This window comes from Streptomyces sp. NPDC020422, from assembly GCF_044386705.1.
Taxonomy (GTDB): Bacteria; Actinomycetota; Actinomycetes; order Streptomycetales; family Streptomycetaceae; genus Streptomyces.
Genome location: NZ_JBIRVJ010000005.1, coordinates 436,458 through 457,532, shown reverse-complemented (window position 1 = coordinate 457,532; position 21,075 = coordinate 436,458). Strand labels below are relative to the sequence as shown.

At 72.7% G+C, this 21,075-nt stretch carries 25 protein-coding genes and 3 tRNA genes; 9 read left to right on the top strand and 19 right to left on the bottom strand.

Features of this window, described 5'->3' with window-relative positions; genetic code table 11:
• Positions 1 to 13 precede the first annotated feature (13 nt).
• Positions 14 to 1,045 carry an adenosine deaminase gene (locus ACH414_RS16155; protein WP_386565289.1) on the top strand — a complete coding sequence of 344 codons (1,032 nt, stop codon included), beginning with the start codon at positions 14 to 16 and terminating at the stop codon, positions 1,043 to 1,045.
• Here ACH414_RS16155 and ACH414_RS16150 read toward each other — a convergent pair.
• Positions 1,038 to 1,631, bottom strand: coding sequence for a TetR/AcrR family transcriptional regulator (locus tag ACH414_RS16150; RefSeq protein ID WP_382532585.1), 594 nt, complete (start codon positions 1,629 to 1,631; stop codon positions 1,038 to 1,040). The genes ACH414_RS16155 and ACH414_RS16150 overlap by 8 nt on opposite strands.
• Before the next feature lie 111 nt (positions 1,632 to 1,742).
• Here ACH414_RS16150 and ACH414_RS16145 point away from each other — a divergent pair, with 111 nt between their 5' ends.
• Positions 1,743 to 2,375 carry an NAD(P)-dependent oxidoreductase gene (locus ACH414_RS16145; RefSeq protein WP_382532587.1) on the top strand — a complete coding sequence of 211 codons (633 nt, stop codon included), beginning with the start codon at positions 1,743 to 1,745 and terminating at the stop codon, positions 2,373 to 2,375.
• An 18-nt stretch (positions 2,376 to 2,393) separates the two neighbouring features.
• Here the strand turns inward: ACH414_RS16145 and ACH414_RS16140 are convergent, their stop codons facing one another.
• The 6 genes from ACH414_RS16140 to ACH414_RS16115 form a co-directional block, all read right to left on the bottom strand.
• Positions 2,394 to 3,527 (bottom strand): UDP-N-acetylmuramate dehydrogenase, encoded by a 1,134-nt coding sequence (locus tag ACH414_RS16140; protein ID WP_398942261.1) that lies wholly within the window; start codon positions 3,525 to 3,527, stop codon positions 2,394 to 2,396.
• Positions 3,508 to 3,936, bottom strand: coding sequence for a MaoC family dehydratase (locus ACH414_RS16135; RefSeq protein WP_382532589.1), 429 nt, complete (start codon positions 3,934 to 3,936; stop codon positions 3,508 to 3,510). Before ACH414_RS16135 ends, ACH414_RS16140 begins: the two co-directional genes overlap by 20 nt.
• 2 nt (positions 3,937 to 3,938) lie before the next feature.
• Entirely contained in the window at positions 3,939 to 4,391 is a 453-nt protein-coding gene (locus ACH414_RS16130) for a MaoC family dehydratase N-terminal domain-containing protein (RefSeq protein WP_382532591.1), read from the bottom strand.
• 82 nt (positions 4,392 to 4,473) lie between these two features.
• Positions 4,474 to 4,638 (bottom strand): 50S ribosomal protein L33, encoded by a 165-nt coding sequence (gene rpmG, locus ACH414_RS16125; protein WP_003956487.1) that lies wholly within the window; start codon positions 4,636 to 4,638, stop codon positions 4,474 to 4,476.
• Positions 4,639 to 4,727: 89 nt separating this feature from the next.
• Positions 4,728 to 4,800: transfer RNA gene (locus ACH414_RS16120), tRNA-Met, on the bottom strand.
• Between the two features lie 44 nt (positions 4,801 to 4,844).
• Positions 4,845 to 4,917, bottom strand: a tRNA-Thr gene (locus ACH414_RS16115).
• A 220-nt stretch (positions 4,918 to 5,137) separates the two neighbouring features.
• Here ACH414_RS16115 and ACH414_RS16110 point away from each other — a divergent pair.
• A complete protein-coding gene (locus ACH414_RS16110; protein WP_382532593.1) occupies positions 5,138 to 6,403 on the top strand; it encodes an amidohydrolase family protein in 1,266 nt (421 codons plus the stop codon).
• Between the two features lie 17 nt (positions 6,404 to 6,420).
• Positions 6,421 to 7,077 (top strand): NAD(P)H-binding protein, encoded by a 657-nt coding sequence (locus tag ACH414_RS16105; protein WP_382532595.1) that lies wholly within the window; start codon positions 6,421 to 6,423, stop codon positions 7,075 to 7,077.
• Positions 7,078 to 7,216: 139 nt separating this feature from the next.
• Here the strand turns inward: ACH414_RS16105 and ACH414_RS16100 are convergent.
• Positions 7,217 to 7,298: transfer RNA gene (locus tag ACH414_RS16100), tRNA-Tyr, on the bottom strand.
• A gap of 170 nt (positions 7,299 to 7,468) precedes the next feature.
• On the opposite strand from ACH414_RS16100, the gene ACH414_RS16095 reads away from it, so the two are divergent.
• The 4 genes from ACH414_RS16095 (at position 7,469) to ACH414_RS16080 (ending at position 10,006) form a co-directional block, all read left to right on the top strand.
• Positions 7,469 to 7,960 (top strand): YajQ family cyclic di-GMP-binding protein, encoded by a 492-nt coding sequence (locus tag ACH414_RS16095; RefSeq protein WP_382532597.1) that lies wholly within the window; start codon positions 7,469 to 7,471, stop codon positions 7,958 to 7,960.
• 104 nt (positions 7,961 to 8,064) lie between these two features.
• Positions 8,065 to 8,817, top strand: a complete 753-nt coding sequence (locus tag ACH414_RS16090) for an HNH endonuclease (protein WP_382532599.1) — start codon at positions 8,065 to 8,067, stop codon at positions 8,815 to 8,817.
• Positions 8,818 to 8,873: 56 nt separating this feature from the next.
• Entirely contained in the window at positions 8,874 to 9,386 is a 513-nt protein-coding gene (locus tag ACH414_RS16085) for a methylated-DNA--[protein]-cysteine S-methyltransferase (protein ID WP_382532601.1), read from the top strand.
• Positions 9,386 to 10,006 (top strand): alpha-ketoglutarate-dependent dioxygenase AlkB family protein, encoded by a 621-nt coding sequence (locus tag ACH414_RS16080; RefSeq protein ID WP_382532602.1) that lies wholly within the window; start codon positions 9,386 to 9,388, stop codon positions 10,004 to 10,006. Before ACH414_RS16085 ends, ACH414_RS16080 begins: the two co-directional genes overlap by 1 nt.
• A 15-nt stretch (positions 10,007 to 10,021) precedes the next feature.
• Here the strand turns inward: ACH414_RS16080 and ACH414_RS16075 are convergent, their stop codons facing one another.
• On the bottom strand, positions 10,022 to 10,291 hold the full coding sequence (locus tag ACH414_RS16075; RefSeq protein ID WP_382532604.1) for a GlsB/YeaQ/YmgE family stress response membrane protein: 270 nt from the start codon (positions 10,289 to 10,291) through the stop codon (positions 10,022 to 10,024).
• 57 nt (positions 10,292 to 10,348) lie between these two features.
• On the opposite strand from ACH414_RS16075, the gene ACH414_RS16070 reads away from it, so the two are divergent.
• A complete protein-coding gene (locus ACH414_RS16070; protein WP_382532606.1) occupies positions 10,349 to 11,578 on the top strand; it encodes an APC family permease in 1,230 nt (409 codons plus the stop codon).
• Here ACH414_RS16070 and ACH414_RS16065 read toward each other — a convergent pair.
• From ACH414_RS16065 to ACH414_RS16020, 10 genes are all read right to left on the bottom strand, one after another.
• Complete coding sequence (locus ACH414_RS16065) at positions 11,559 to 12,584, bottom strand: hypothetical protein (RefSeq protein WP_382532608.1); 1,026 nt, start codon at positions 12,582 to 12,584, stop codon at positions 11,559 to 11,561. The genes ACH414_RS16070 and ACH414_RS16065 overlap by 20 nt on opposite strands.
• The gene (locus ACH414_RS16060; RefSeq protein ID WP_382532610.1) at positions 12,584 to 12,985 is read right to left on the bottom strand and encodes a YccF domain-containing protein; all 402 of its coding nucleotides are present in this window, start codon (positions 12,983 to 12,985) and stop codon (positions 12,584 to 12,586) included. Before ACH414_RS16060 ends, ACH414_RS16065 begins: the two co-directional genes overlap by 1 nt.
• Positions 12,982 to 13,845 carry a zinc metalloprotease HtpX gene (htpX, locus tag ACH414_RS16055; protein WP_382532612.1) on the bottom strand — a complete coding sequence of 288 codons (864 nt, stop codon included), beginning with the start codon at positions 13,843 to 13,845 and terminating at the stop codon, positions 12,982 to 12,984. Before htpX ends, ACH414_RS16060 begins: the two co-directional genes overlap by 4 nt.
• A 185-nt stretch (positions 13,846 to 14,030) precedes the next feature.
• Entirely contained in the window at positions 14,031 to 14,495 is a 465-nt protein-coding gene (mscL, locus tag ACH414_RS16050) for a large conductance mechanosensitive channel protein MscL (RefSeq protein WP_382532614.1), read from the bottom strand.
• Positions 14,496 to 14,530: 35 nt separating this feature from the next.
• Positions 14,531 to 16,018, bottom strand: a complete 1,488-nt coding sequence (locus tag ACH414_RS16045) for an NADH-quinone oxidoreductase subunit N (RefSeq protein ID WP_386565305.1) — start codon at positions 16,016 to 16,018, stop codon at positions 14,531 to 14,533.
• Positions 16,018 to 17,571, bottom strand: coding sequence for a NuoM family protein (locus ACH414_RS16040; protein ID WP_382533323.1), 1,554 nt, complete (start codon positions 17,569 to 17,571; stop codon positions 16,018 to 16,020). The genes ACH414_RS16045 and ACH414_RS16040 overlap by 1 nt, the downstream gene beginning before the upstream one ends.
• Before the next feature lie 27 nt (positions 17,572 to 17,598).
• Entirely contained in the window at positions 17,599 to 19,575 is a 1,977-nt protein-coding gene (locus ACH414_RS16035; RefSeq protein ID WP_398942157.1) for an NADH-quinone oxidoreductase subunit L, read from the bottom strand.
• A complete protein-coding gene (gene nuoK, locus ACH414_RS16030; RefSeq protein WP_382532620.1) occupies positions 19,572 to 19,913 on the bottom strand; it encodes an NADH-quinone oxidoreductase subunit NuoK in 342 nt (113 codons plus the stop codon). The genes ACH414_RS16035 and nuoK overlap by 4 nt, the downstream gene beginning before the upstream one ends.
• Positions 19,913 to 20,527, bottom strand: coding sequence for an NADH-quinone oxidoreductase subunit J (locus ACH414_RS16025; RefSeq protein ID WP_386565307.1), 615 nt, complete (start codon positions 20,525 to 20,527; stop codon positions 19,913 to 19,915). The genes nuoK and ACH414_RS16025 overlap by 1 nt, the downstream gene beginning before the upstream one ends.
• Positions 20,524 to 21,075, bottom strand: coding sequence for a NuoI/complex I 23 kDa subunit family protein (locus tag ACH414_RS16020; RefSeq protein WP_398942156.1), 552 nt, complete (start codon positions 21,073 to 21,075; stop codon positions 20,524 to 20,526). The genes ACH414_RS16025 and ACH414_RS16020 overlap by 4 nt, the downstream gene beginning before the upstream one ends.

The window sequence follows — 21,075 nt, the reverse complement described above, 5'->3', positions numbered from 1 at the left end:
GCAGGATCAGCCAATGGAGCACGTTTACCGCGATCTCAGCACTCTGCCGAAGGCCCACCTGCATCTGCACTTCACGGGCTCGATGCGGCCCTCGACCCTGATCGAACTGGCCGACAAGTACGGGGTGCACCTCCCCGAGGCGCTCAAGGGCGGCACCCCGCCGAAGCTGCGGGCCACCGACGAGCGCGGCTGGTTCCGTTTCCAGCGGCTCTACGACGCCGCCCGCTCCTGCCTGCGCGAGCCGGAGGACATCCAGCGGCTGGTGCGCGAGGCGGCCCAGGAGGACGTGGCGGACGGCTCGGGCTGGCTGGAGATCCAGGTCGACCCCACCTCGTACGCCCCGCTGCTCGGCGGTCTGATCCCGGCCCTGGAGATCATCCTGGACGCCGTCGACTCGGCCTCGCGGGAGACCGGGCTCGGGATGCGGGTCCTGGTGGCGGCGAACCGGATGAAGCACCCCCTGGAGGCCCGCACCCTGGCCCGGCTCGCGGTGCGGTACGCGGACCGGGGCGTGGTCGGCTTCGGGCTCTCCAACGACGAGCGCCGGGGCATGGCGCGTGACTTCGACCGGGCCTTCGCCATCGCCCGCGAGGGCGGCCTGCTCGCGGCCCCGCACGGCGGCGAGCTCACCGGTCCCTCGTCCGTACGGGACTGCCTGGACGACCTGCGGGCGGCCCGGGTCGGCCACGGCGTGCGGGCGGCGGAGGACCCCCGGCTGCTGCGCAAGCTGGCGGAGCGCGGGGTGACCTGCGAGGTGTGCCCGGCGTCCAACGTGGCGCTCGGCGTCTACGAGAAGCACGAGGACGTCCCCCTGCGCACCCTGTTCGAGGCGGGCGTCCCGATGGCCCTGGGCGCCGACGACCCGCTGCTCTTCGGCTCCCGTCTCGCGGCGCAGTACGAGATCGCCCGCGCCCACCACGCCTTCACGGACGCGGAGCTGGCGGAGCTGGCCCGCCAGTCGGTCCGCGGCTCGGCCGCCCCGGAGGACGTCCGGGCGCGGCTGCTGGCGGGGATCGACGACTGGCTGGCGAAGCCGGCTAGCTGATCCCGCGCATCAGGGTGCGGGCGATGGACCGGGCGAAGTCGTCGAGGGACTGCGGCGGCCCGTCGGGGGCCATCTCCCAGGCGAAGCAGCGCTGCACACAGGCGCCGAGGAGCAGGGACGCGGCGGCCGTGGGGTCGGCGTCGGCACTGATGCGTCCGTGTCGCTGCTCGGCGCGGAGGTAGCCGGCGAGACCCTCGATGGGCTGGTGGGGGCCGTTGCCGAGCTCCCGCATGACCTCCTCGTGGCGGCGCTTGAGCTGGGGCTCGGCGTAGAGGGAGGCGGCCATCGGGAAGGTCTGCTCGTAGAAGAGCGCGGCCTGGCGGGCGATCTCGGCGAGGTTCTCCTCGACCCCGCGCCCTTCGGGGTCCACGGCGAGGGCGCCGAGGAGGTCGCCGAGCCGGGGCAGCCGTTCGTTCAGGACGGTGACGAACAGCTCCTCCTTGCTGCTGAAGTACTTGTAGAGCGCCGCCTCCGAGCAGCCGGCCGCCTTGGCGATCTCCTTGGTGGTCGTACGGGCCAGGCCCGCCGTGCGCATGAGGTCGCGGGCGGCGTCGACGAGCCGCGTCCGGGTCGGCTTCTGCTCCACGGGGACTCCTGAACTCCTGAGAACGCTTGACGGGTGAGTGAGTACACACCCACTCTAGGGGTGAGTAAGCACTTACTCACCCCTAGAGCCACACGCCCAGGAGGATGCGACATGAAGCTCACCGTCTTCGGTGCGACCGGCGGCATCGGCCGGGAGATCGTCCGCCAGGCCCTGGACGCGGGCCACCAGGTGACTGCCGTGGTCCGCGATCCGGCCGGGTTCAGGGTGCCGGGCGGGAGGCTGGAGGTGCTCCGCTCCGACCTCTCCGAGCCCGAGGCCCTGCGCGAGGCCGTGGCGGGCCGGGACGCCGTCCTCTCGGGTCTGGGTGCCCGCACCCGGGCGGACGCCGGTGTCGCCGCCCGGCTGACCCGCTCGGTCCTGCGGGCCATGGAGGCGGCCGGCACCCGTCGGCTCCTCGTGGTCAGCGCGGCCCCCGTGGGCCCGGTCCCCGACGGTCAGGCCGTCGTCGACAAGGCGATGCTCGCGATCGTCAACTCGTTGCTGAAGGACGTCTACGCCGACCTGCGCGCGATGGAGGCGGAGCTCGCCGCGAGCGCCACCGACTGGACCTCGGTCCGCCCGCCCAAGCTCACGAACCGGCCCCTGACCGGTCGCTACCGCTCGGTCGTGGGCGGCAATCCGCCCCGCGGCCGCTCCCTCGCCCGCGCGGACGTGGCGCACGCGATGCTGGCGATGATCGACGATCCGGCGACGGTGAAGCAGGGCGTGGGAGTGGCGTACTGAATCGCGGATCCAAGATCCCTACAGCGCGACGCCCACCATGACCGGCTCGTTGACGAGCGTGATCCCGAAGGCCTCGCGCACCCCGGCCACGACCTCGCGGGCGAGCGCGAGCAGGTCCTCGGTGGTGGCCTCGCCCCGGTTGGTGAGGGCGAGGGTGTGCTTGGTGGAGATGCGGGCGGGCCCGGAGCCGTAGCCCTTCACGAAGCCGGCCTTGTCGATCAGCCAGGCGGCCGAGGTCTTCATCGCACCGTCCTCGCCCGCGGGGTAGGCCGGCGCGACCGCCTCGGCGCCGAGGCGCTCGGCGACGCGGGCGCGGAAGGCCTCGTACTCCCCCGCGGTCAGGATCGGGTTGGTGAAGAAGGACCCCGCCGACCAGCTGTCGTGGTCCTCCGGGTCCAGGACCATGCCCTTGCCGGACCGCAGCGCCAGGACCGTCTCCCGGGCCTTGGCGAGCGGCACCCGGTCGCCGGCCTCGACGCCGAGGGCGCGGGCGGTCTCCGGGTAGGCGATCGGAGCCGACATCCCGCCGGCGTCCTCGAGCGCGAAGCGGACCCGCAGCACGACATAGCGGTCGGGCTGCTCCTTGAAGCGGCTGTGCCGGTACGAGAAGGCGCACTCGGCGTTGGTGAGGGTGACCGTCCGCTCGGCCCGCCGGTCGTACGCGACGACCTCGGTGACGGTGGCGGAGACGTCCTGGCCGTAGGCGCCGACGTTCTGGATGGGGGTGGCGCCCGCGGAGCCGGGGATGCCGGCCAGGCACTCGATGCCGGCGAGCCCGGCCTCGACGGTCCGCGCGACGGCGTCCGTCCACACCTCGCCGGCCGCCAGCTCCAGGCGGGTGCCGTCGAGGGAGAAGCCCGTGGTGGCGATGTGCAGGGCGGTGCCGTCGAAGCCCTTGTCACCGATGACCAGGTTGGATCCGCCGCCGATGACGAGCAGCGGAGTGCCGGAGGCGTCGGCCTCGCGGACCGCGGCGATCACCTCGTCGTCGGTGGTGGCGGTGACGAGCCGGGTGGCGGGCCCGCCGAGCCTGAAGGTGGTCAGGGGGGCGAGGGGGGCGTCGTTGAGCTGCTGCACGGGCTCAAGAGTACGGGCCCCTCCCGCGCGGGAGGGGCCCGTGGCGCTGACGGCGTCAGGCGAGCTTGACCACAGCCCGGGACATGCCCAGGACCTTCTGGCCGGCGCTCATGGCGGTGATGTCCACCCGTACCCGCTGGTCGTCGAGCTTGGCGGCCACCTTGGCGGAGACCTCGATCACGGCGCCCTCGGCGTCGTTGGGGACGACGACCGGCTTGGTGAAGCGGACGCCGTACTCGACGACGGCGGCCGGGTCGCCGGCCCAGTCGGTGACGACGCGGATCGCCTCGGCCATGGTGAACATGCCGTGGGCGATGACGTCGGGCAGGCCGACCTCGCGGGCGAACTTCTCGTTCCAGTGGATGGGGTTGAAGTCACCGGAGGCGCCGGCGTACTGCACGAGCGTGGCGCGGGTCACGGGGAAGGTCGCCGCGGGCAGCTCGGTGCCGACCTCGACCTCGTCGTAAGCGATCTTCGCGGTCACGGTCAGGCCTCCTCGGGGGCGCGGGACACGAGCTTGGTCCAGGCGGTCACGACGTGCTCGCCGGTCTCGTCGTGGACCTCGCCGCGGATGTCCAGGACGTCGTTGCCGGCGAGGGACTTGATCGCCTCGATGGTCGTGGTGACCGAGAGGCGGTCCCCGGCCCGCACCGGACGGGTGTAGACGAACTTCTGGTCGCCGTGCACCACACGGCTGTAGTCCAGACCCAGCTGCGGGTCCTCGACGACCTGGCCCGCGGCCTTGAAGGTGATCGCGAAGACGAAGGTCGGCGGGGCGATCACGTCCGGGTGGCCGAGCGCCTTGGCGGCCTCCTGGTCGGTGTACGCGGGGTTCGCGTCGCCGATCGCCTCGGCGAACTCGCGGATCTTCTCGCGGCCGACCTCGTACGGCGGGGTGGGCGGATAGGTCCGGCCCACGAAGGACTGGTCGAGCGCCATGGCCTCGATACCTCCTGGTGTGTTGCCTGTACAAACGACACGAGGCCGTCCCCAAGGGGGACGGCCTCGTGTACGAGCCTGGTTAGCGCGTCTCGCGGTGCGCGGTGTGCGAGTTGCAGCGAGGGCAGTGCTTCTTCATCTCAAGACGGTCCGGGTTGTTACGCCGGTTCTTCTTGGTGATGTAGTTCCGCTCCTTGCACTCCACGCAGGCCAGCGTGATCTTCGGGCGGACGTCGGTGGCAGCCACGTGAGTGCTCCTTGACGGACGGATGGGATGGATGAACGCATGAAAGAGTAGCCGATCGCAGGACCGACCCCACAATCGGCTACCGTGTGTAGCGGTGACCGGACTTGAACCGGTGACACAGCGATTATGAGCCGCTTGCTCTACCGACTGAGCTACACCGCTTTGATGATCCGGACCCCGCCCGAAGGCGGGATCCCTCTCACCAGAGCCCCAATACGGAATCGAACCGTAGACCTTCTCCTTACCATGGAGACGCTCTGCCGACTGAGCTATTGGGGCGAGCGAGGAAGACATTACACGGTCCTGAGCCCAGGACCCAAATCCGTTTCCCCCGCCACCTGCGCGGCTGCCTCCCGGCCACCTCATAGGCCACTCGTGGACTCATCAGTACGACTATTGCGCTCCTCCTCGAAGGCGGGTGCGGGCGCCCCTAGGCTCGGGCCCACGCTGCGTGATCTTGATCTTGGCCAGCCTGAGCCTGGAGCCCCGAGGAGCCCGATTGTCAGCCGACAGCAAGCAGCCCCAGCCGCCCCCCGAGGACGGCGCCGCGGCCACCGCCGACGCCACCTCGCTGCTGCTCTGCAACGCGCGGCTCACCGACGGGCGCACCGTCGACGTACGGCTCGGCGGCGGCCGGATCGAGGCCGTCGGCACGGCCGGCAGCCTGGCGACCGTCGGCTCCCGGGTCGACCTCGCCGGCTATCTGCTGCTGCCCGCGCCCGCCGAGCCCCACGCGCACGCCGACACCGCGCTCACCGCGGACCGGCCCGGCCCCGTCTCGTACGCCCCCGAGGAGGTCCAGCGCCGGGCCACCGAGGCGGCGCTGTTCCAGCTCGGGCACGGGGCGACCGCACAGCGCGCCCAGGTCCGGATCGGCGGCGTGGACGGCCTCGGGCCGCTGGAGGCCGTGCTGCAGGCGCGGCGCTCGCTGCGCGGCCTGGTCGACCTGACGGCCGTGGCGGTGCCCCGGCTGCTCACGGGGGTGGCCGGCGCCGACGGGCTCGCGATGCTGCGGGACGCGGTGAAGATGGGCGCCGGGGTGGTCGGCGGCTGCCCGGACCTGGACCCGGATCCGACGGGGTACGTGGAGGCGGTCCTGGAGGTGGCGGCCGAGCACGGCTGCCCCGTGGACCTGCACACCGACGGCGACGAACCGGCCCGGCTGGCCCGGCTCGCGGCGATGGCCGGGGGGCTGCGCCCCGGGGTGACGATCGGGCCCTGCGCGGGCCTCGGGCGGCTGCCCGCGGACGCGGTCCGGCGGGCGGCGGACCAGCTGGCGGCGGCCGGGGTGACGGTGGTCACGCTCCCCCAGGGAGGCTGCGGGTCGACCGAGCTGCGCGGCCCGGCGCCGGTGCGGCTGCTGCGGGCGGGCGGGGTGCGGGTCGCTGCGGGCAGCGGGGCGCTGCGGGACGTCTCCAACCCGGTGGGCCGCGGGGACCCGCTGGAGGCCGCCTTCCTGCTGGCCTCGCTGGGCGGGCTGCCGCCCCAGGAGGCGTACGGGGCGGTGAGCGCGGAGGCGCGGGCGGCGATGGGCCTGCCGGAGGTGCGGGTGGAGGCGGGCTTTCCCGCGGAGCTCCTCGCGGTGCGGGGCGAGCGGCTCGCGGGCGTGCTGTCCCTGGCGTACAGCCGGATCGTGGTGCACCGCGGCCGGGTGGTGGCCCGGACGAGCGCGGTGCGGGAGTACTGCGACTCGGCCGCGGCACTGGACCTGCCGCGGCAGACACGCCCTGAGCGGCCCGATCCGGGAAGCCACGGGGCGCGTTGAGTCGTACGGTCGTGAGTATGCGCGTAGTCATCGCTGGTGGACACGGACAGATCGCCCTGCGTCTCGAGCGGCTGCTGGCCGCGGCGGGGCACGAACCGGTCGGCGTCATCCGCCGCCCCGAACAGGGCGACGCCCTGCGGGAGGCGGGTGCCGAGCCGGCCCTCATGGACCTGGAGTCGGCCTCCGTGGAGGAGGTCGCGGGGATCCTCCAGGGCGCGGACGCGGCCGTCTTCGCGGCGGGCGCGGGCGCGGGCAGCGGAGCGGCCCGCAAGGACACGGTGGACCGGGCGGCGGCGGTCCTCTTCGCCGACGCGGCCGAGCGGGCCGGGGTGCGCCGCTTCCTCGTGGTCTCGTCGATGGGCGCGGACGCGAACCACCAGGGGGACGCGGTCTTCGACGCGTATCTGCGGGCCAAGGGCGCCGCGGACGACGCCGTACGGGCCCGCTCCTCGCTCGACTGGACGATCCTGCGCCCCGGCATGCTCACCGACGACGCCGGCACGGGCCTGGTGCGCCTGGAGGCCACCACGGGCCGCGGTCCCATCCCGCGCGACGACGTGGCCGCGGTCCTCGCCGAGCTCCTGGAGACCCCGGCGACGGCGGGCCTGACCCTGGAAGTGATCTCGGGCTCGGTCCCGGTCACTGTCGCGGTGAAGGCCGTCGCGGGCAACTGACCTCCGGCGGGCGCACGTTGGACCGGCGCCCGCGCGGGGGCTCGCCCGCCCGCTCGCCCGCCCGTCCTCCGTCCGTCCGTCCGGGCACAACAGAACGGCCCCTGATCGCGCTTCCGCAGATCAGGGGCCGTTCTTCCAGTGGCGGCGCCAGGATTCGAACCTGGGTAGGCTAAGCCGACGGATTTACAGTCCGCTCCCATTGGCCACTCGGGCACACCGCCATGGGATCGCTGCCTCGGAGCCGCTTTTCGGCTGCGCTCCCTGGCAACGACGTAAACAATACCTGATCCCCAGGGGTGCTTCGCCACCGGATTGATCACGGGTCCGCGGCGGTGCGGGTGGCTACGCTTTGTGCCGTACCCCGACACATCCGAGCAAGGAGCCTCACGTCATGGCCGACTCCAGTTTCGACATCGTCTCCAAGGTCGAGCGGCAGGAGGTCGACAACGCCCTCAACCAGGCCGCCAAGGAGATCCAGCAGCGCTACGACTTCAAGGGCACCAACGCCTCGATCGAGTGGTCGGGCGAGAAGATCCTGATGCAGGCCAACGGCGAGGAGCGGGTCAAGGCCATCCTCGACATCTTCCAGACCAAGCTGATCAAGCGCGGCATCTCGCTGAAGTCCCTGGACGTGGCGGGCGAGCCCCAGCTGTCCGGCAAGGAGTACAAGCTCTTCGCCTCGATCACCGAGGGCATCTCCCAGGAGAACGCGAAGAAGGTCTCCAAGGTCATCCGCGACGAGGGCCCCAAGGGCGTCAAGGCGCAGGTCCAGGGCGACGAGCTGCGCGTCAGCTCGAAGAGCCGGGACGACCTGCAGGCCATCATCGCGCTGCTCAAGGGCAAGGACTTCGACTTCGCGCTGCAGTTCGTGAACTACCGCTGACCCGAAGCCGGCGAAGCCCCCGGACCGCCCCTCCCGGCTTCGGCCGGAGGGGCGGTCGCGCTTCGTCCGGCCGTCTTGTCGGTGCCGCCGATTACGCTCGCCGCATGGCCACGAAACGCCCCCAGGTGCCTCGTCCGTTAGCCCGGCAGCTCTTCGTCGAGGCGGGCCACCGGTGCGCGATACCGACGTGTCGGGCGACCCCTCTGGAGATCGCGCACATCGTGCCCTGGCACCGCGTCCGCCGGCACGAGTTCCCCAACATGATCGTGCTGTGCCCGAACTGCCACACGCGCTTCGACCGCGGGGACATCGACCGGCAGGCCATGTTCCGCTACAAGGAGCTGCTGCGGCTCGCGGACCCCAACCGCGTGGCGCCCGAGGACCCCGCCCCCAGGGCCGGGCTCATCCGGGCCTACCGGACCTTCCAGACGGAGACCGCCGCCTGGCACACGTCCATCTCCCACCTGGTGGCGGCGCTCACGTACTCCGCCACGGGCTTCCCGGCCGCCAACCTCCGGGAGTGCCGCAGGGCGGCGTCGGTCGCCCGCGCGGCCGCCGACAAGCTGGGTGAGCTGGGGGGCGAGGTCATCGCCGAGGCCGCGGACATCGTCTTCGACTGGCACCGGCAGTGGGCCGACGACGTGTTCGACCTGGAGCTCAGCGCCTTCGGCGACCGGGACGACCACGAGTCCTGGAGGCGGGAGAGGTTCATGGCCTTCGTCGTGCTGCACGAGGAGGTCTGCGAGGCGCTGGACCTCGATCCCACGGAGCTGGTCTTCTTCGAGGCCGAGCGGAGTGACGAGGATCTCCCCGAGGTCCCCCTCGGCACCCGCGGCCTGTGGGACGCGGACGCATGAGGGCCGTGTCCGAAATCCGCCAGCCGGGCGCGGGGCGGAGCTCGCACACTGGAGTCATGGACGACATCACCGTGTACGCGCACGTCGACGGGCCCCTGGGCGAGATGCTGCTGGTCGGGCAGGTCGTCGAGGGCGGCCGGACCGTGCTGGCCTCGCTGTCGCTGCCCGGGCAGAAGGGGGCCGTGGAGGTCGGGGACGGGTGGCTGCGCGACCCGGCCGCCTTCGAGGAGATCGCCGGGCAGCTCGCCGAGTACTTCGCCGGGCGCCGCGACCGCTTCGACATCCCGTACGCGCAGGGCGGTACGGCGTTCCAGCGGAAGGTCTGGCGGGCGCTGGAGGAGATCCCGTACGGGACGACCGTCTCGTACGGGGAGATCGCCCGGCAGGTCGGCTCCTCCGGGGCCGGGGTGCGGGCCGTGGGCACCGCGATCGGGCGCAATCCGCTGCTCGTGGTGCGGCCCTGCCACCGGGTGATCGGGGCCGACGGGAGCCTGCGCGGCTACGCGGCGGGGCTGGAGCGCAAGGAGCGGCTCCTGGGGCTGGAGTCCTCGGCCGGGTCCGCGGGCTGATGGACGGGCTCTTCCCGCGCGAGCGGGCCACACCCGCGCCCGGGGCGGTGCACGTGCCCGGCTGGCTGCCGCCTGCGCGGCAGCGGGAACTGGTCGACGCCTGCCGTGACTTCGGCCGCGGGCCCGTCCCGTACCGGCAGACCGTGCTGCCCGGCGGCGGGGTGATGTCGGTGCGTTCGCTCTGCCTCGGGCGCCGCTGGGAGCCGTACCGGTACCTGGACGGCGTCGCGGTCGAACTGCCCGGCTGGCTGGCCGCCTTGGGGCGGGAGGCGCTGGTCGAGGCGTACGGCGCGCACGGCGGTTTCGCGCCGGACACCGCGCTCGTCAACTTCTACGCCGAGGGCGCGCGGATGGGCATGCACCAGGACAGGGAGGAGCGCTCCCCGGCCCCCGTGGTGTCGCTGAGCCTCGGCGACACCTGTGTGTTCCGGCTGGGGAACACCGAGAACCGGGGGCGGCCCTACACCGACGTGGAGCTGGCCTCCGGGGACCTGTTCGTCTTCGGCGGGCCGGCCAGGCTGGCGTACCACGGGGTCCCCAAGGTGTACGCGGGGACGGCCGACCCGGCCCTGGGCCTCAGCGGGCGTCTGAACATCACCCTGCGGGAGACCGGTCTCTGACGCCGGGTCGGCCGCTCAGCGCTCCCGGGAGTGGCCGAAGAGGATCCGGTACGCGATCAACAGCACCAGGGAGCCGCCGATCGCCGAGAGCCAGGTCGCGCTGTCGTAGAAGTCGGTGGCGATGGGGCGGTCCAGGAAGCGGGCCGAGAGCCAGCCGCCGAGGAAGGCGCCGACGATGCCGATCAGCGTCGTGCCGATCAGGCCACCCGGATCACGCCCGGGCAGCAGGATCTTGGCGATCACACCGGCGAGCAGTCCGAGGACGATCCAACTGATGATGCTCATGCCAGGAAGGACGCCCTACCGGCCCCTCCGGTTGCCGGGCTGGCTAGGGTGCGGCGCATGACACAGGAACTGCGGCGCTCACTCGGAGTGTTCGACGCCGTCGTCATCGGGCTCGGCTCGATGATCGGCGCCGGGATCTTCGCGGCGCTCGGCCCGGCGGCCCACGCGGCGGGCACGGGGCTCCTGCCCGCCCTCGCGGCGGCCGTCGTCGTCGCGTACTGCAACGCGATGGCGTCCGCCAGGCTCGCGGCCCGCTACCCGGCCTCCGGCGGCACCTACGTCTACGGGCGCGAGCGCCTCGGGCCGTTCTGGGGGTACCTGGCGGGCTGGGCGTTCGTCGTCGGCAAGACGGCCTCCTGTGCGGCGATGGCCCTCACCGTCGGGAGCTATCTGTGGCCGGACCAGGCCCACGCCGTGGCGGTTGCCGCCGTGGTCGCGCTCACCGCCGTGAACTACCGGGGCGTGCAGAAGTCGGCGCTCCTCACCCGGGTGATCGTGGCCCTCGTGCTGGCCGTGCTCGCCGCGGTGGTGACGGTCTCCGCGGGTGCCGGGCAGGGCGAGCGGCTCGGCCTCGGCGGGGACGTGCCGACCGGCGGGGTGCTCCAGGCCGCCGGGCTGCTGTTCTTCGCCTTCGCCGGGTACGCGCGGATCGCGACGCTCGGCGAGGAGGTCAGGGACCCGGCGCGCACCATCCCGCGCGCGGTGCCGATCGCCCTGGGCATCACGCTCGTCGTCTACGCCGCCGTCGCCGTGAGCGTCCTCGCCGTGCTCGGCGCGCCCCGGCTCGCCGCCTCCGCGGCCCCGCTCGCGGACGCCGTGCGGGCGGCGGACGCGGCCTGGCTGGTGCCCGTGGTCACCGCGGGCGCGGCGCTCGCGGCGCTCGGCTCGCTGCTCTCGCTGGTCCTCGGCGTCTCCCGGACGACCCTCGCGATGGCCAGGGACGGCTATCTGCCGGCCCCGCTCGCGGCCGTCCACCCCCGCTTCCGGGTGCCGCACCACGCCGAGCTCGCGGTGGGCGCGGTGGTGGCCGTGGTGGCGGCGACGGCCGATCTGCGGGGCGCCATCGGCTTCTCCTCCTTCGGCGTCCTCGTCTACTACGGCATCGCCAACGCCGCCGCCTTCACGCTGGGCCCCCGCGAGCGGCCGCTCGCCGCGCTCGGTCTGCTCGGCTGCGGGGTGCTGGCCTTCGCGCTGCCCATGGGCGCCGTCCTCGCCGGGGTGGGCGTCCTGGCCGCGGGGACCGTCGCGTACGCCGTCGTGGGCGCCGTCAGGCGAACTCGACCGTGACGCCCGAGCCGGCCAGGGCGACGACGAGCTCCTCGAAGGTGGGCGGGCGGTTCCGCGCCCGGGGCACGACGCCGAGGCAGCCGCGGGCCACCCGGGAGTCGTGCCAGACCAGCGTGGTGCCCGGCCGGAACGGCGGCCGCAGCTGGTCGAGGCCGTCCGCGAGATAGCCTCCCGGGCCCCGGAACGCCTCCCCGAGCGCGCACCAGAAGGAGTCCGCGTCGACGACGTGGGTGCCGTCGAGGTGGTACGTGGCGGCCGGCGGGTCCGGCGGCTCGGAGCGACGCCTGGCCTGCTCCAGCCACGCGCCGCGGGTCCCGACGGGGAAGCGGGCCCAGGTGCCCGGCTCCCGGGGGCGGTCCCACCACCACAGCTCCCAGATGTCCGCCACGGCCGGCGGACGCAGGTCGCGGCGGTCGAGCAGCACGGTCAGGTCGAGCAGCCCGGCCCGGGCGTGCGCGGCGTCGGCGGACCGCGCCCAGCCGGTGACCCGGGCGGCGCGGGTGCCGACGGCGGCCGAACCCACCGAGGCGAGACGCTCGTACGTCACGGGGGCGGGGAGCTCGCGCCCGCCGGACTCCACGGCATGGCGTAACGCCCCGCGCGGGGAGCAGCCGAGGAACGTCACCTCGGTGTGCGTCACCGTCTCCGGCGGCTCGGGAGAGACCCGTATCAGGTTGACGCAGTCGACGCCGTCCCGGCGGTCGCGGCGCCGCACGGGCGGGGTGCGTGCCTCCACCGTGACGACGTCGCCGCGTATCCCCAGCACGCGCGCGTCCGGCAGCCCCGACACGCCGTCCGCGGTGCGCACGAACAGCTCCCCGTAGGGCGCGGTGCCCTCCACGACGGCCTGGGTGACGGCCCGGGAGAGCGCACCGCGCGGTTCGCAGCCGCGCAGCTCGTAACGGGCGCGGGCGGGCGGCGCGGGCTCGGCGAACAGGCCGTCGACGCCCGTGCACAGGGCGAGCACGTGCGCCCCGGACAGCAGCGCGTACTTCGCGTCCTGCACTAGCGGGCCGGGTAGCCGTAGCCGGCCTGGTCCGTGGGGACGATCTCCTTGCCGAGCGGCAGCAGCGAGACCGGCACCATCTTGAAGTTCGCGATGCCGAGCGGGATGCCGATGATCGTGATGCAGAGCGCGATGCCGGTGGTGATGTGGCCGAGCGCCAGCCACCAGCCGGCCAGGATCAGCCACAGCACGTTGCCGACGCAGGAGGGCGCGCCGGCGTCGCGGCGGTCGACGACCGTCTGCCCGAAGGGCCACAGGGCGTAGAGGCCGATCCGGAAGGCGGCGAGGCCGAAGGGGATGCCGATGATCGTGATGCAGAGCAGGACGCCCGCCAGCATGTAGCCGAGGAACATCCAGAATCCGCACAGGACCAGCCAGATGACGTTGAGGATTGTCTTCACGGGCGGCGACCTGCCATCTGCTCGAGCCGGGCGATGCGTTCGGCCATCGGCGGGTGGGTGGAGAACATCTTCGAGAGGCCCTGTCCCGGGCGGAACGGGTTCGCGATCATCATGTGGCTCGCGGTCTCGATCTTCGGCTCGGGCGGCAGCGGAAGCTGTTTGGTGCCCGCCTCCAGCTTGCGCAGGGCGCTCGCGAGGGCGAGCGGGTCGCCGGTGAGCTGGGCGCCCGAGGCGTCCGCCTCGTACTCGCGGGAGCGGGAGATGGCGAGCTGGATGACCGAGGCGGCGATGGGCCCGAGGATCATGATCAGCAGCATGCCGAGCAGTCCGGGGCCGTCGTCGTCGTCGGAGCGGCCGACCGGGATCAGCCAGGCGAAGTTCACCAGGAACATGATCACGGAGGCGAGCGCGCCGGCGACCGAGGAGATCAGGATGTCCCGGTTGTAGACGTGGCTGAGCTCGTGGCCGATGACCCCGCGCAGCTCGCGCTCGTCGAGGATGGCGAGGATGCCCTCGGTGCAGCACACGGCCGCGTTGCGCGGGTTGCGGCCGGTGGCGAAGGCGTTGGGCGCCTGGGTGGGCGAGATGTAGAGCCGCGGCATCGGCTGGCGGGCCTGCGTCGAGAGCTCGCGGACCATCCGGTAGAGGGCCGGGGCCTCGAACTCGCTCACGGGGCGGGCGCGCATGGCGCGCAGGGCGAGCTTGTCGCTGTTCCAGTAGGCGTACGCGTTGGTGCCGATCGCCACGAAGAGGGCGACGATCAGGCCCGTACGCCCGAAGAAGCTGCCGATGACGATGATGAGGGCGGAGAGCCCTCCGAGGAGTACGGCGGTCCTCAGCCCGTTGTGCCGGCGGTGCACGGTACGCCCTCCAAGTGGTGCGGCAGGGGAACCCTTTGCTCTACGAAGGTCCACGCTCCAGTGGACCCTCCCCTCCTGGTCAACGCCAGGCGGGAGGCTCGGGTTCCCCGGGCCGCACGGGGTGCCGTGTGGGCCGTACGGGTGAGCGGCGGGCGGGCCGGGCGCCGGGGCGGCCGGCCGGTCGCCTAGCGCGGGGCCGGGACCTTGTCCAGGCCGGCCTTCTCCAGGGCGGTGGAGAGCGGCTCGACCTCGCTGGTGCAGTGGCCGCAGCGGGAGGCGATGGCCGGGATCTCGGTGAAGCAGCGGGGGCAGTCGCGCTTCTCGGACTTCGGGTCGGCCGCCTCCTCCTTGGCGAACCTCGCCTGGATCTTCGTCATGGGGACGACGATCAGGAAGTAGAGGACGGCCGCGGTGATCACGAACGCTATGGCGGCGGCGATCGCGAGTCCGTACGGGAAGACGGTCTTGCCGACGGTGAACTGCGCCTCGCTGAAGTCGCCGACGGAGCCGGTGGCCAGGCCGATGAGCGGGGTGATGAACGCCTTGCTGAAGCCCGTGACGACGGCCGTGAACGCGGAGCCGACGGCCAGACCGATGGCCATCGTGACGACGTTCCCGCGAAGTATGAAGTCCTTGAAACCGTTCAGCACGGGGTACTGCTCCTTGGGTTTTTTCCGTGGGGGGATCAGAAGAGGCTGTTCGCCGCGAAGCGGAGGGCGAACTGCGGGTAGCCCGACAGCACGACGCCCGCCACGGCGGTGAGCCCGACCGCCAGGGTGACCGGCACCGGCGCGGCCGGCCGCGCGGGAGCCCCCTCCGGCGCGCGGAAGAGCAGCGCGGTCCACCGCAGGTAGTAGTAGAGGGCGATCACGACGTTGACGCCCATGAGCACGGCGAGCCAGCCGAGGCCGGCGTCGACGGCCGCCGAGAAGACGGTCACCTTGGCGAAGAGGCCGATGATACCCGGGGGCAGTCCGGCCAGATTCAGCAGGAAGAAGCCGAGCGCGAGGGCGGCTGCCGGGCTCTCGGCGTACAGACCGCGGTAGTCGGCGATCCGGTTCTCGGGGTGGCTGCGGGCGACGAGCACGACGACGGCGAAGGCGCCGAGGTTCACGACGGCGTACATCAGGGCGTACGCGACGGTCGCGCCGATCTGGTCGTCGCTGGAGTACGCGGCGGCGGCGATCGGCACCAGGAGGTAGCCGGCCTGGGCGACGGAGGACCAGGCGAGCAGCCGCACCGCGCTCCACGCGCGCGTGGAGACCTGGCGCAGGGCCGCGACGTTGCCGACGGTCATGGTGAGGGCGGCGAGCACGGCGAGCGCCGGGCCCCAGACGTCGGCGTACGTGGGGAAGGCGACGACGGTCACCAGGATGAGGCCGGTGAAGCCGACGGCCTTGCCGACGACGGACAGATAGGCGGCGACGGGCAGCGGGGCGCCGACGTAGGTGTCGGGCACCCAGAAGTGGAAGGGCACCGCGGCGGTCTTGAAGGCGAAGCCGACGAGGGTGAGCACCACGCCCGCCTGGGCGAGGACCTGGAGCTGGCCCGGCACCTCGCCGAGCCGCTGGGCGACCTCGGTGAGGTGGAGGGTGCCGGTCGCCGCGTAGACGAAGCTGACGCCGAGCAGGGTCACGGCGGTCGCGGTGACCGAGGAGAGGAAGAACTTGAGCGCCGACTCGCTGGACATCCGGTCGCCGCGCTTGAGGCCGACCAGCGCGAAGGCGGGCAGCGAGGCCACTTCGAGGGCGACGACGAGGGTGGCCAGGTCACGGGAGGCCGGCAGCAGGGCGGCGCCGGCCGCGGAGGACAGCAGCAGGAACCAGTACTCGCCGGCCGGCAGCTTCGCCCGGGTGTCGGCGAGCGAGAGCAGCGCGGTCACGAGCGCGCCGCCGAGCACCAGGAACTGGATGACCAGGGTGAAGTGGTCGGCGGTGTAGCTGCACGCCCGTACGGCCGTGTCGGGGGTGAGGCAGAAGGTGGAGCGGTCGCCGGCCCGCAGCGGGACGAGGAGCGCGAGGGCGGCGGCGAGGCCGCCGATCGCGGTCCAGCCCAGCAGCTGCCTGCGCTCGGCGGGGACGAAGAGGTCGGCGACGAGGATGCCGACGGCGACCACGGCGGTGAGGGTGGGCGGCGCGATCGTGAGCCAGTCGACGGACTGGACGAGGGACATCACGACTTTCCTCCGGCGAGCAGCTGCTGGACGGCCGGGTCGGTGAGGCCGAGGAGGACCGCGGGCCACAGTCCGGCGAGGACGGTGAGGGCGACGAGCGGGGTCCAGGCCGCGGCCTCGTACCCCTGGATGTCGGCGATCGCGGTCTCGCCCTCGGGGCGGGGGCCGCCCATGCAGACGCGGCGGACGACGACGAGGAGGTAGGCGGCGGTGAGCAGGGTGCCGAAGGCGCCGATCGCCGTGAAGGTGAGGAAGGCGGGGCGGCTGAGCCCCGCGGCCGGCTCGAAGGCGCCGAACAGGGCGAGCATCTCGCCCCAGAAGCCGGCGAGCCCGGGCAGGCCGAGGGAGGCGACGGCGGCGAAGGCGAGGAGGGCGCCGAGGCGGGGGGCGCGGCCGTAGAGGGCGGCGCCGGTGGCCCCGGCGAGGGTGTCGAGGTCGGCGGTGCCGTAGCGGTCCTTGACGGCGCCGACCAGGAAGAAGAGGAGGCCGGTGATGAGGCCGTGGGCGATGTTGGCGAACAGGGCGCCGTTGACCCCGGTGGGGGTCATGGTGGCGATGCCGAGCAGCACGAAGCCCATGTGGCCGACGGAGCTGTAGGCGATCAGACGCTTGAGGTCGCCCTTGTTGCCGGGCCGTGCGAGGGCGAGGCAGGCGAGCGATCCGTAGATGATCCCGGCGACGGCGAAGGCCGCGAGGTACGGGGCGAAGGTCCGCATGCCGTCGGGGGCGATCGGCAGCACGATGCGGACGAACCCGTACGTGCCCATCTTCAGGAGCACGCCGGCGAGGAGGACCGAGCCGACGGTCGGGGCGGCGGTGTGGGCGTCCGGGAGCCAGCTGTGCAGCGGCCACATCGGGGTCTTCACGGCGAGCCCGAGGCCGATCGCCAGAACGGCGATGACCTGCACGGACGTGGTCAGTCCACGGCCGTTGTCAGTGGCCAGTGCCACCATGTCGAACGTGCCCGCCTTGATGCCGATGAGGAGGAGGCCGAGCAGCATCACGACCGAGCCGAGCAGTGTGTAGAGGATGAACTTCCAGGAGGCCGCCCGCCTCCCCTCGCCGCCCCAGCGGGCGATGAGGAAGTACATCGGGATGAGGACCATCTCGAAGGCCAGGAAGAACAGGACCAGGTCGAGGACGGCGAAGGTCGCGAGGGTGCCGGACTCGAGGACGAGCAGCAGGGCGACGAATGCCTTGGGTGACGGGCCCGAAGGCATCTTGAAGTAGCTGTACAGCGCGCAGAGGAAGGTCAGCAGCGCGGTCAGGAGCAGGAGGGGGAGCGAGATGCCGTCGACACCGAGGTGGATGCGCACGCCGAGGGCGTGGATCCAGCTGACGTCCGTCGTGGCCTGCATCTTCGACGGGTGGTCGTGGTCGAAGCCGAGCGCGAGGACGATCGCGGCCAGCAGGATCACGCCGGTGACGGTGACGCCGTGGCGGAGCACGGCCTGGTCGGGCGACTTCCCCTTCAGTCCGGGCGGGGCCGGCAGGAGGGCCGCGGCGGCGCCGACGAGCGGGCCGGCCACGATCAACGCGAGAAGGAACTGCATCACGGATTCGCTGATATCGATCACGGCTCACGCTCCGGCGGCGACGTTGGCGAGGACGACGGCGACGATCGCCAGGACGACGGAGCCGGCGAGCAGGGCGCTGAGGTAGGTCTGCACGTTGCCGGTCTGGGCGCGGCGGACGAGCCAGCCGAGGCCCTTGGCGCTCTCGCCCGCACCGCGTACGTAGGTGTCGACGACATCGCGGTCCAGGAAGCGGACCAGGGAGGCGGCGGCGAGTACGGGGCGGACGAAGGCGGCCCGGTAGACGGCGTCCAGGTGGAAGCCGGCGGCGGCCGGGCGGTACAGCGGGCCGAGCAGGGCACGGCCCGGGTCGGCCGGGTCCGCCGCGGGGTGCGGCAGGTCGATGGCCTGGGCCTCGACCTCGCCGGCCTCGGCGTCCGGGTGGGCGACGGTGGCCCCGGCGGGGATCGCGCGCTTGGTGACGAGCGTCCGCCAGACGGCGTACAGGACGGCCGCGCCGACGGCGGCGAGGCCCGTGCCGAGGACGGCCGTGGTGACGGTCGGGGTCAGCGGGTGCCCGTCGAACCAGTCGTCGAGATAGGCGGCGGTCAGGCCGAAGCCGAGGGAGGGGATCGCGAGCACCCACAGGACGGCGGTCATGGGGAGCGGTTGCCGGCCGTGCTCCGGGGCTTCGGTGCCGCGCCCGCGGAAGGCGAGCAGCCACAGGCGCATCGCGTACGCGGCGGTCAGCAGCGCCGTCAGGAGTCCGGCGACGAAGACGATCCAGCCCGCCCCGGCGGGGGCGACGGTCGACTCGCCGGTGGCGGTGTGCTCGGCGGCGACGAGGACGGCTTCCTTGGAGAAGAAGCCGGCGAACGGGGGGATCGCGGCGAGCGCGAGCAGACCGATGGTCATCGTCCAGTAGGCGTCCGGGATGCGCCGGGTGAGCCCGCTCATCCGGGACATCGCCGAGAGCGAGTTGGTGCCGGCGGCGTGGATGACCGCGCCCGCGGCGAGGAAGAGCAGCGCCTTGAAGGCGCCGTGCGACAGGAGGTGGAAGACGGCGGCCCCGCGGTCGCCGACGGCGAGGGCGCCGGACATGTAGCCGAGCTGGCCGATCGTGGAGTAGGCGAGGACCCGCTTGATGTCGTCCTGGGCGAGCGCGGCGAGCGCCGAGCCGACCATGGTGACGGCGGCCATCACGGCGAGCACGGTGAGCGCGGCGGCCGAGGCGGCGAAGACGGGCAGCAGCCGGGCCACGAAGTAGATGCCGGCGGCGACCATCGTCGCCGCGTGGATCAGCGCGGAGACGGGGGTGGGGCCGGCCATCGCGTCGGGGAGCCAGGTGTGCAGCGGGAACTGCGCCGACTTGCCGGCCACTCCCGCGAGGAGCAGCAGCGCGATCAGGGTGGGGTGGTCGAGCCCGCCGCTCGCGACGGCGCCGAGGACGCCGGTGATGCGGAAGGTCCCCGCGTCGGTGGCGAGCGCGAAGAGGCCGATGAGGAAGGGCACGTCGCCGAGCTTGGTGACGAGGAAGGCCTTCAGGGAGGCCGAGCGGGCCTCGGGGGTCTCCCAGTAGTGCCCGACCAGGAAGTAGGAGCAGATGCCCATGACCTCCCAGCCGACCAGGAGCACCATCAGGTCGCCGGAGTAGACGACGAGGAGCATCGCGGAGGTGAAGAGGGAGACGAGCGCCGCGTACGAGGGGTAGCGCGGGTCGTGCCGGAGGGAGCCGGTCGAGTAGATCTGTACGCAGGTGGCGACGGTGCCGACCAGGATCGCGACGAGGGCGGCGAAGCCGTCGATGTGCAGGGCGAGGTCGATCGGGACCGAGCCGGTGGGCGTCAGCTGGGTGGCGGCGTCGATGGCCTTCCCGCCGCCCTGGCGGGTGGCGACGAGGACGGCGAGCGCGGCCGCGGCGAGCGTCGGCAGCACGGCGAGGGGGCGCACGAAGCCCGGGGCGGTGCGGCCCAGGAGCAGGCCGGCGACGGCGCCGAGGAAGGGGAGGAGGGGGACGAGGACGGCGAGGGTCGTGGTGGTCACGCGGTGGCCTCGGCCTTCTCGTCGTCGGACGGCGTTTCCTTGGTGTCGCGGAGGCGGTCGACGTCCGAGGTGCCGCGGTTGCGGTAGACCATCAGGACGATCGCGAGACCGATGCCGATCTCCGCGGCGGCGATGGCGATGGTGAAGAGGGTGAGGGCCTGGCCCGCGTGCAGGGTGTCGCGGAGCCAGACGTCGAAGGCGACCAGGTTGAGGTTGACGGCGTTGAGCATGAGCTCGACGGACATCAGGACCAGGATCGCGTTGCGGCGGGCGAGGACGCCGTAGAGACCGACGGCGAAGAGGAGGGCGGCGAGTACGGCCGGATAGGCGAGATGCATCAGACCCGCTCCCCCTCGTTCTCGTTCCGGTTCCCGCTCCGGTTCTCGGCCTCGGTCTCGTCGGCGCTCTTGCGCTTCGACAGGACGATCGCGCCGACCAGGGCGGCGAGCAGCAGCACGGACAGCGCCTCGAAGGGCAGCACCCAGTGCCGGAAGAGGATCTCGCCGGAGACCTTCGTGGAGCCCTGGACGGGCCCGTCGAGGTCGATCCAGGTGGTGCGGAAGGCGTCCACGACCACCCACACCAGGGCGGCCGCCGCGGCCAGCGCGACCCCGAGGGCGACCCACCGGTTGCCCGAGTCGGAGTCCGGGGAGCGCCCGATCGGAGCCCTGGTCAGCATGAGCCCGAAGAGGAGGAGGACGACGACGGAGCCGACGTAGATCAGCACCTGCACCCAGGCGATGAACTCGGCGGTCAGCAGCAGGTACTCGACGGCGATGCCGCCGAGCGCCACGACCAGCCACAGGGCGGCGTGCACGAGCTGCTTGGTGGTGACGGTCACCAGGGCCGCGCCGAGGGTGGCGAGGCCGACGAGGAGGAAGGCGATCTCGACGCCGGTGGGCGAGAGGAAGCCGTGGCCGGTCTGGGCGGCCTGCTGGGCGGCGAGGATCACTGCTGCTCTCCCTCGGCCGCGGCCTGGGCGGCCGCCTTCTCCGCCGCCTTGCGGGCCGCGGCGATCTCCTTCGGCTCCTCCGCGCGCGGGTCGAGCGCGGGCGGCTCCGGGACGGTCCACATCCACTCGCGGAGCTTGTCCCGCTCATGGGTCAGCTCGTGGATGTCGGTCTCCGCGTACTCGAACTCGGGCGACCAGAAGAGCGCGTCGAACGGGCACACCTCGATGCAGATGCCGCAGTACATGCAGAGGGAGAAGTCGATCGCGAAGCGGTCGAGGACGTTGCGGCTGCGCTCGCGGCCGCCGGGGGCCGCCGGGGGGACCGTCTCCTTGTGGGAGTCGATGTAGATGCACCAGTCGGGGCACTCGCGGGCGCACAGCATGCAGACCGTGCAGTTCTCCTCGAACAGCCCGATGACCCCGCGGGTGCGGGGCAGCAGCTCGGGCTGGGCGTCGGGGTACTGCGCGGTGACGCTCTTGCGGGTCATCGTGCGGAGGGTGACGGCGAGGCCCTTGGCGAGGCCGGAGCCGGGGATCGGGGGGGTCAT

What these genes read in the sequence shown, in the direction of transcription:
- ACH414_RS16155 (WP_386565289.1), top strand. Translation starts at nt 14, where the DNA reads ATGGAGCACGTTTACCGCGATCTCAGCACTCTGCCGAAGGCCCACCTG.
- ACH414_RS16145 (WP_382532587.1), top strand. Translation starts at nt 1,743, where the DNA reads ATGAAGCTCACCGTCTTCGGTGCGACCGGCGGCATCGGCCGGGAGATC.
- ACH414_RS16130 (WP_382532591.1), bottom strand. Translation starts at nt 4,391, where the DNA reads ATGGCGCTCGACCAGTCCTTCGTGGGCCGGACCTATCCGCCCACCCCG.
- ACH414_RS16105 (WP_382532595.1), top strand. Translation starts at nt 6,421, where the DNA reads ATGCGCGTAGTCATCGCTGGTGGACACGGACAGATCGCCCTGCGTCTC.
- ACH414_RS16095 (WP_382532597.1), top strand. Translation starts at nt 7,469, where the DNA reads ATGGCCGACTCCAGTTTCGACATCGTCTCCAAGGTCGAGCGGCAGGAG.
- ACH414_RS16090 (WP_382532599.1), top strand. Translation starts at nt 8,065, where the DNA reads ATGGCCACGAAACGCCCCCAGGTGCCTCGTCCGTTAGCCCGGCAGCTC.
- ACH414_RS16085 (WP_382532601.1), top strand. Translation starts at nt 8,874, where the DNA reads ATGGACGACATCACCGTGTACGCGCACGTCGACGGGCCCCTGGGCGAG.
- ACH414_RS16080 (WP_382532602.1), top strand. Translation starts at nt 9,386, where the DNA reads ATGGACGGGCTCTTCCCGCGCGAGCGGGCCACACCCGCGCCCGGGGCG.
- ACH414_RS16075 (WP_382532604.1), bottom strand. Translation starts at nt 10,291, where the DNA reads ATGAGCATCATCAGTTGGATCGTCCTCGGACTGCTCGCCGGTGTGATC.
- ACH414_RS16070 (WP_382532606.1), top strand. Translation starts at nt 10,349, where the DNA reads ATGACACAGGAACTGCGGCGCTCACTCGGAGTGTTCGACGCCGTCGTC.
- ACH414_RS16045 (WP_386565305.1), bottom strand. Translation starts at nt 16,018, where the DNA reads ATGTCCCTCGTCCAGTCCGTCGACTGGCTCACGATCGCGCCGCCCACC.
- ACH414_RS16040 (WP_382533323.1), bottom strand. Translation starts at nt 17,571, where the DNA reads ATGCAGTTCCTTCTCGCGTTGATCGTGGCCGGCCCGCTCGTCGGCGCC.
- nuoK (WP_382532620.1), bottom strand. Translation starts at nt 19,913, where the DNA reads ATGCATCTCGCCTATCCGGCCGTACTCGCCGCCCTCCTCTTCGCCGTC.
- ACH414_RS16020 (WP_398942156.1), bottom strand. Translation starts at nt 21,075, where the DNA reads ATGACCCCCCCGATCCCCGGCTCCGGCCTCGCCAAGGGCCTCGCCGTC.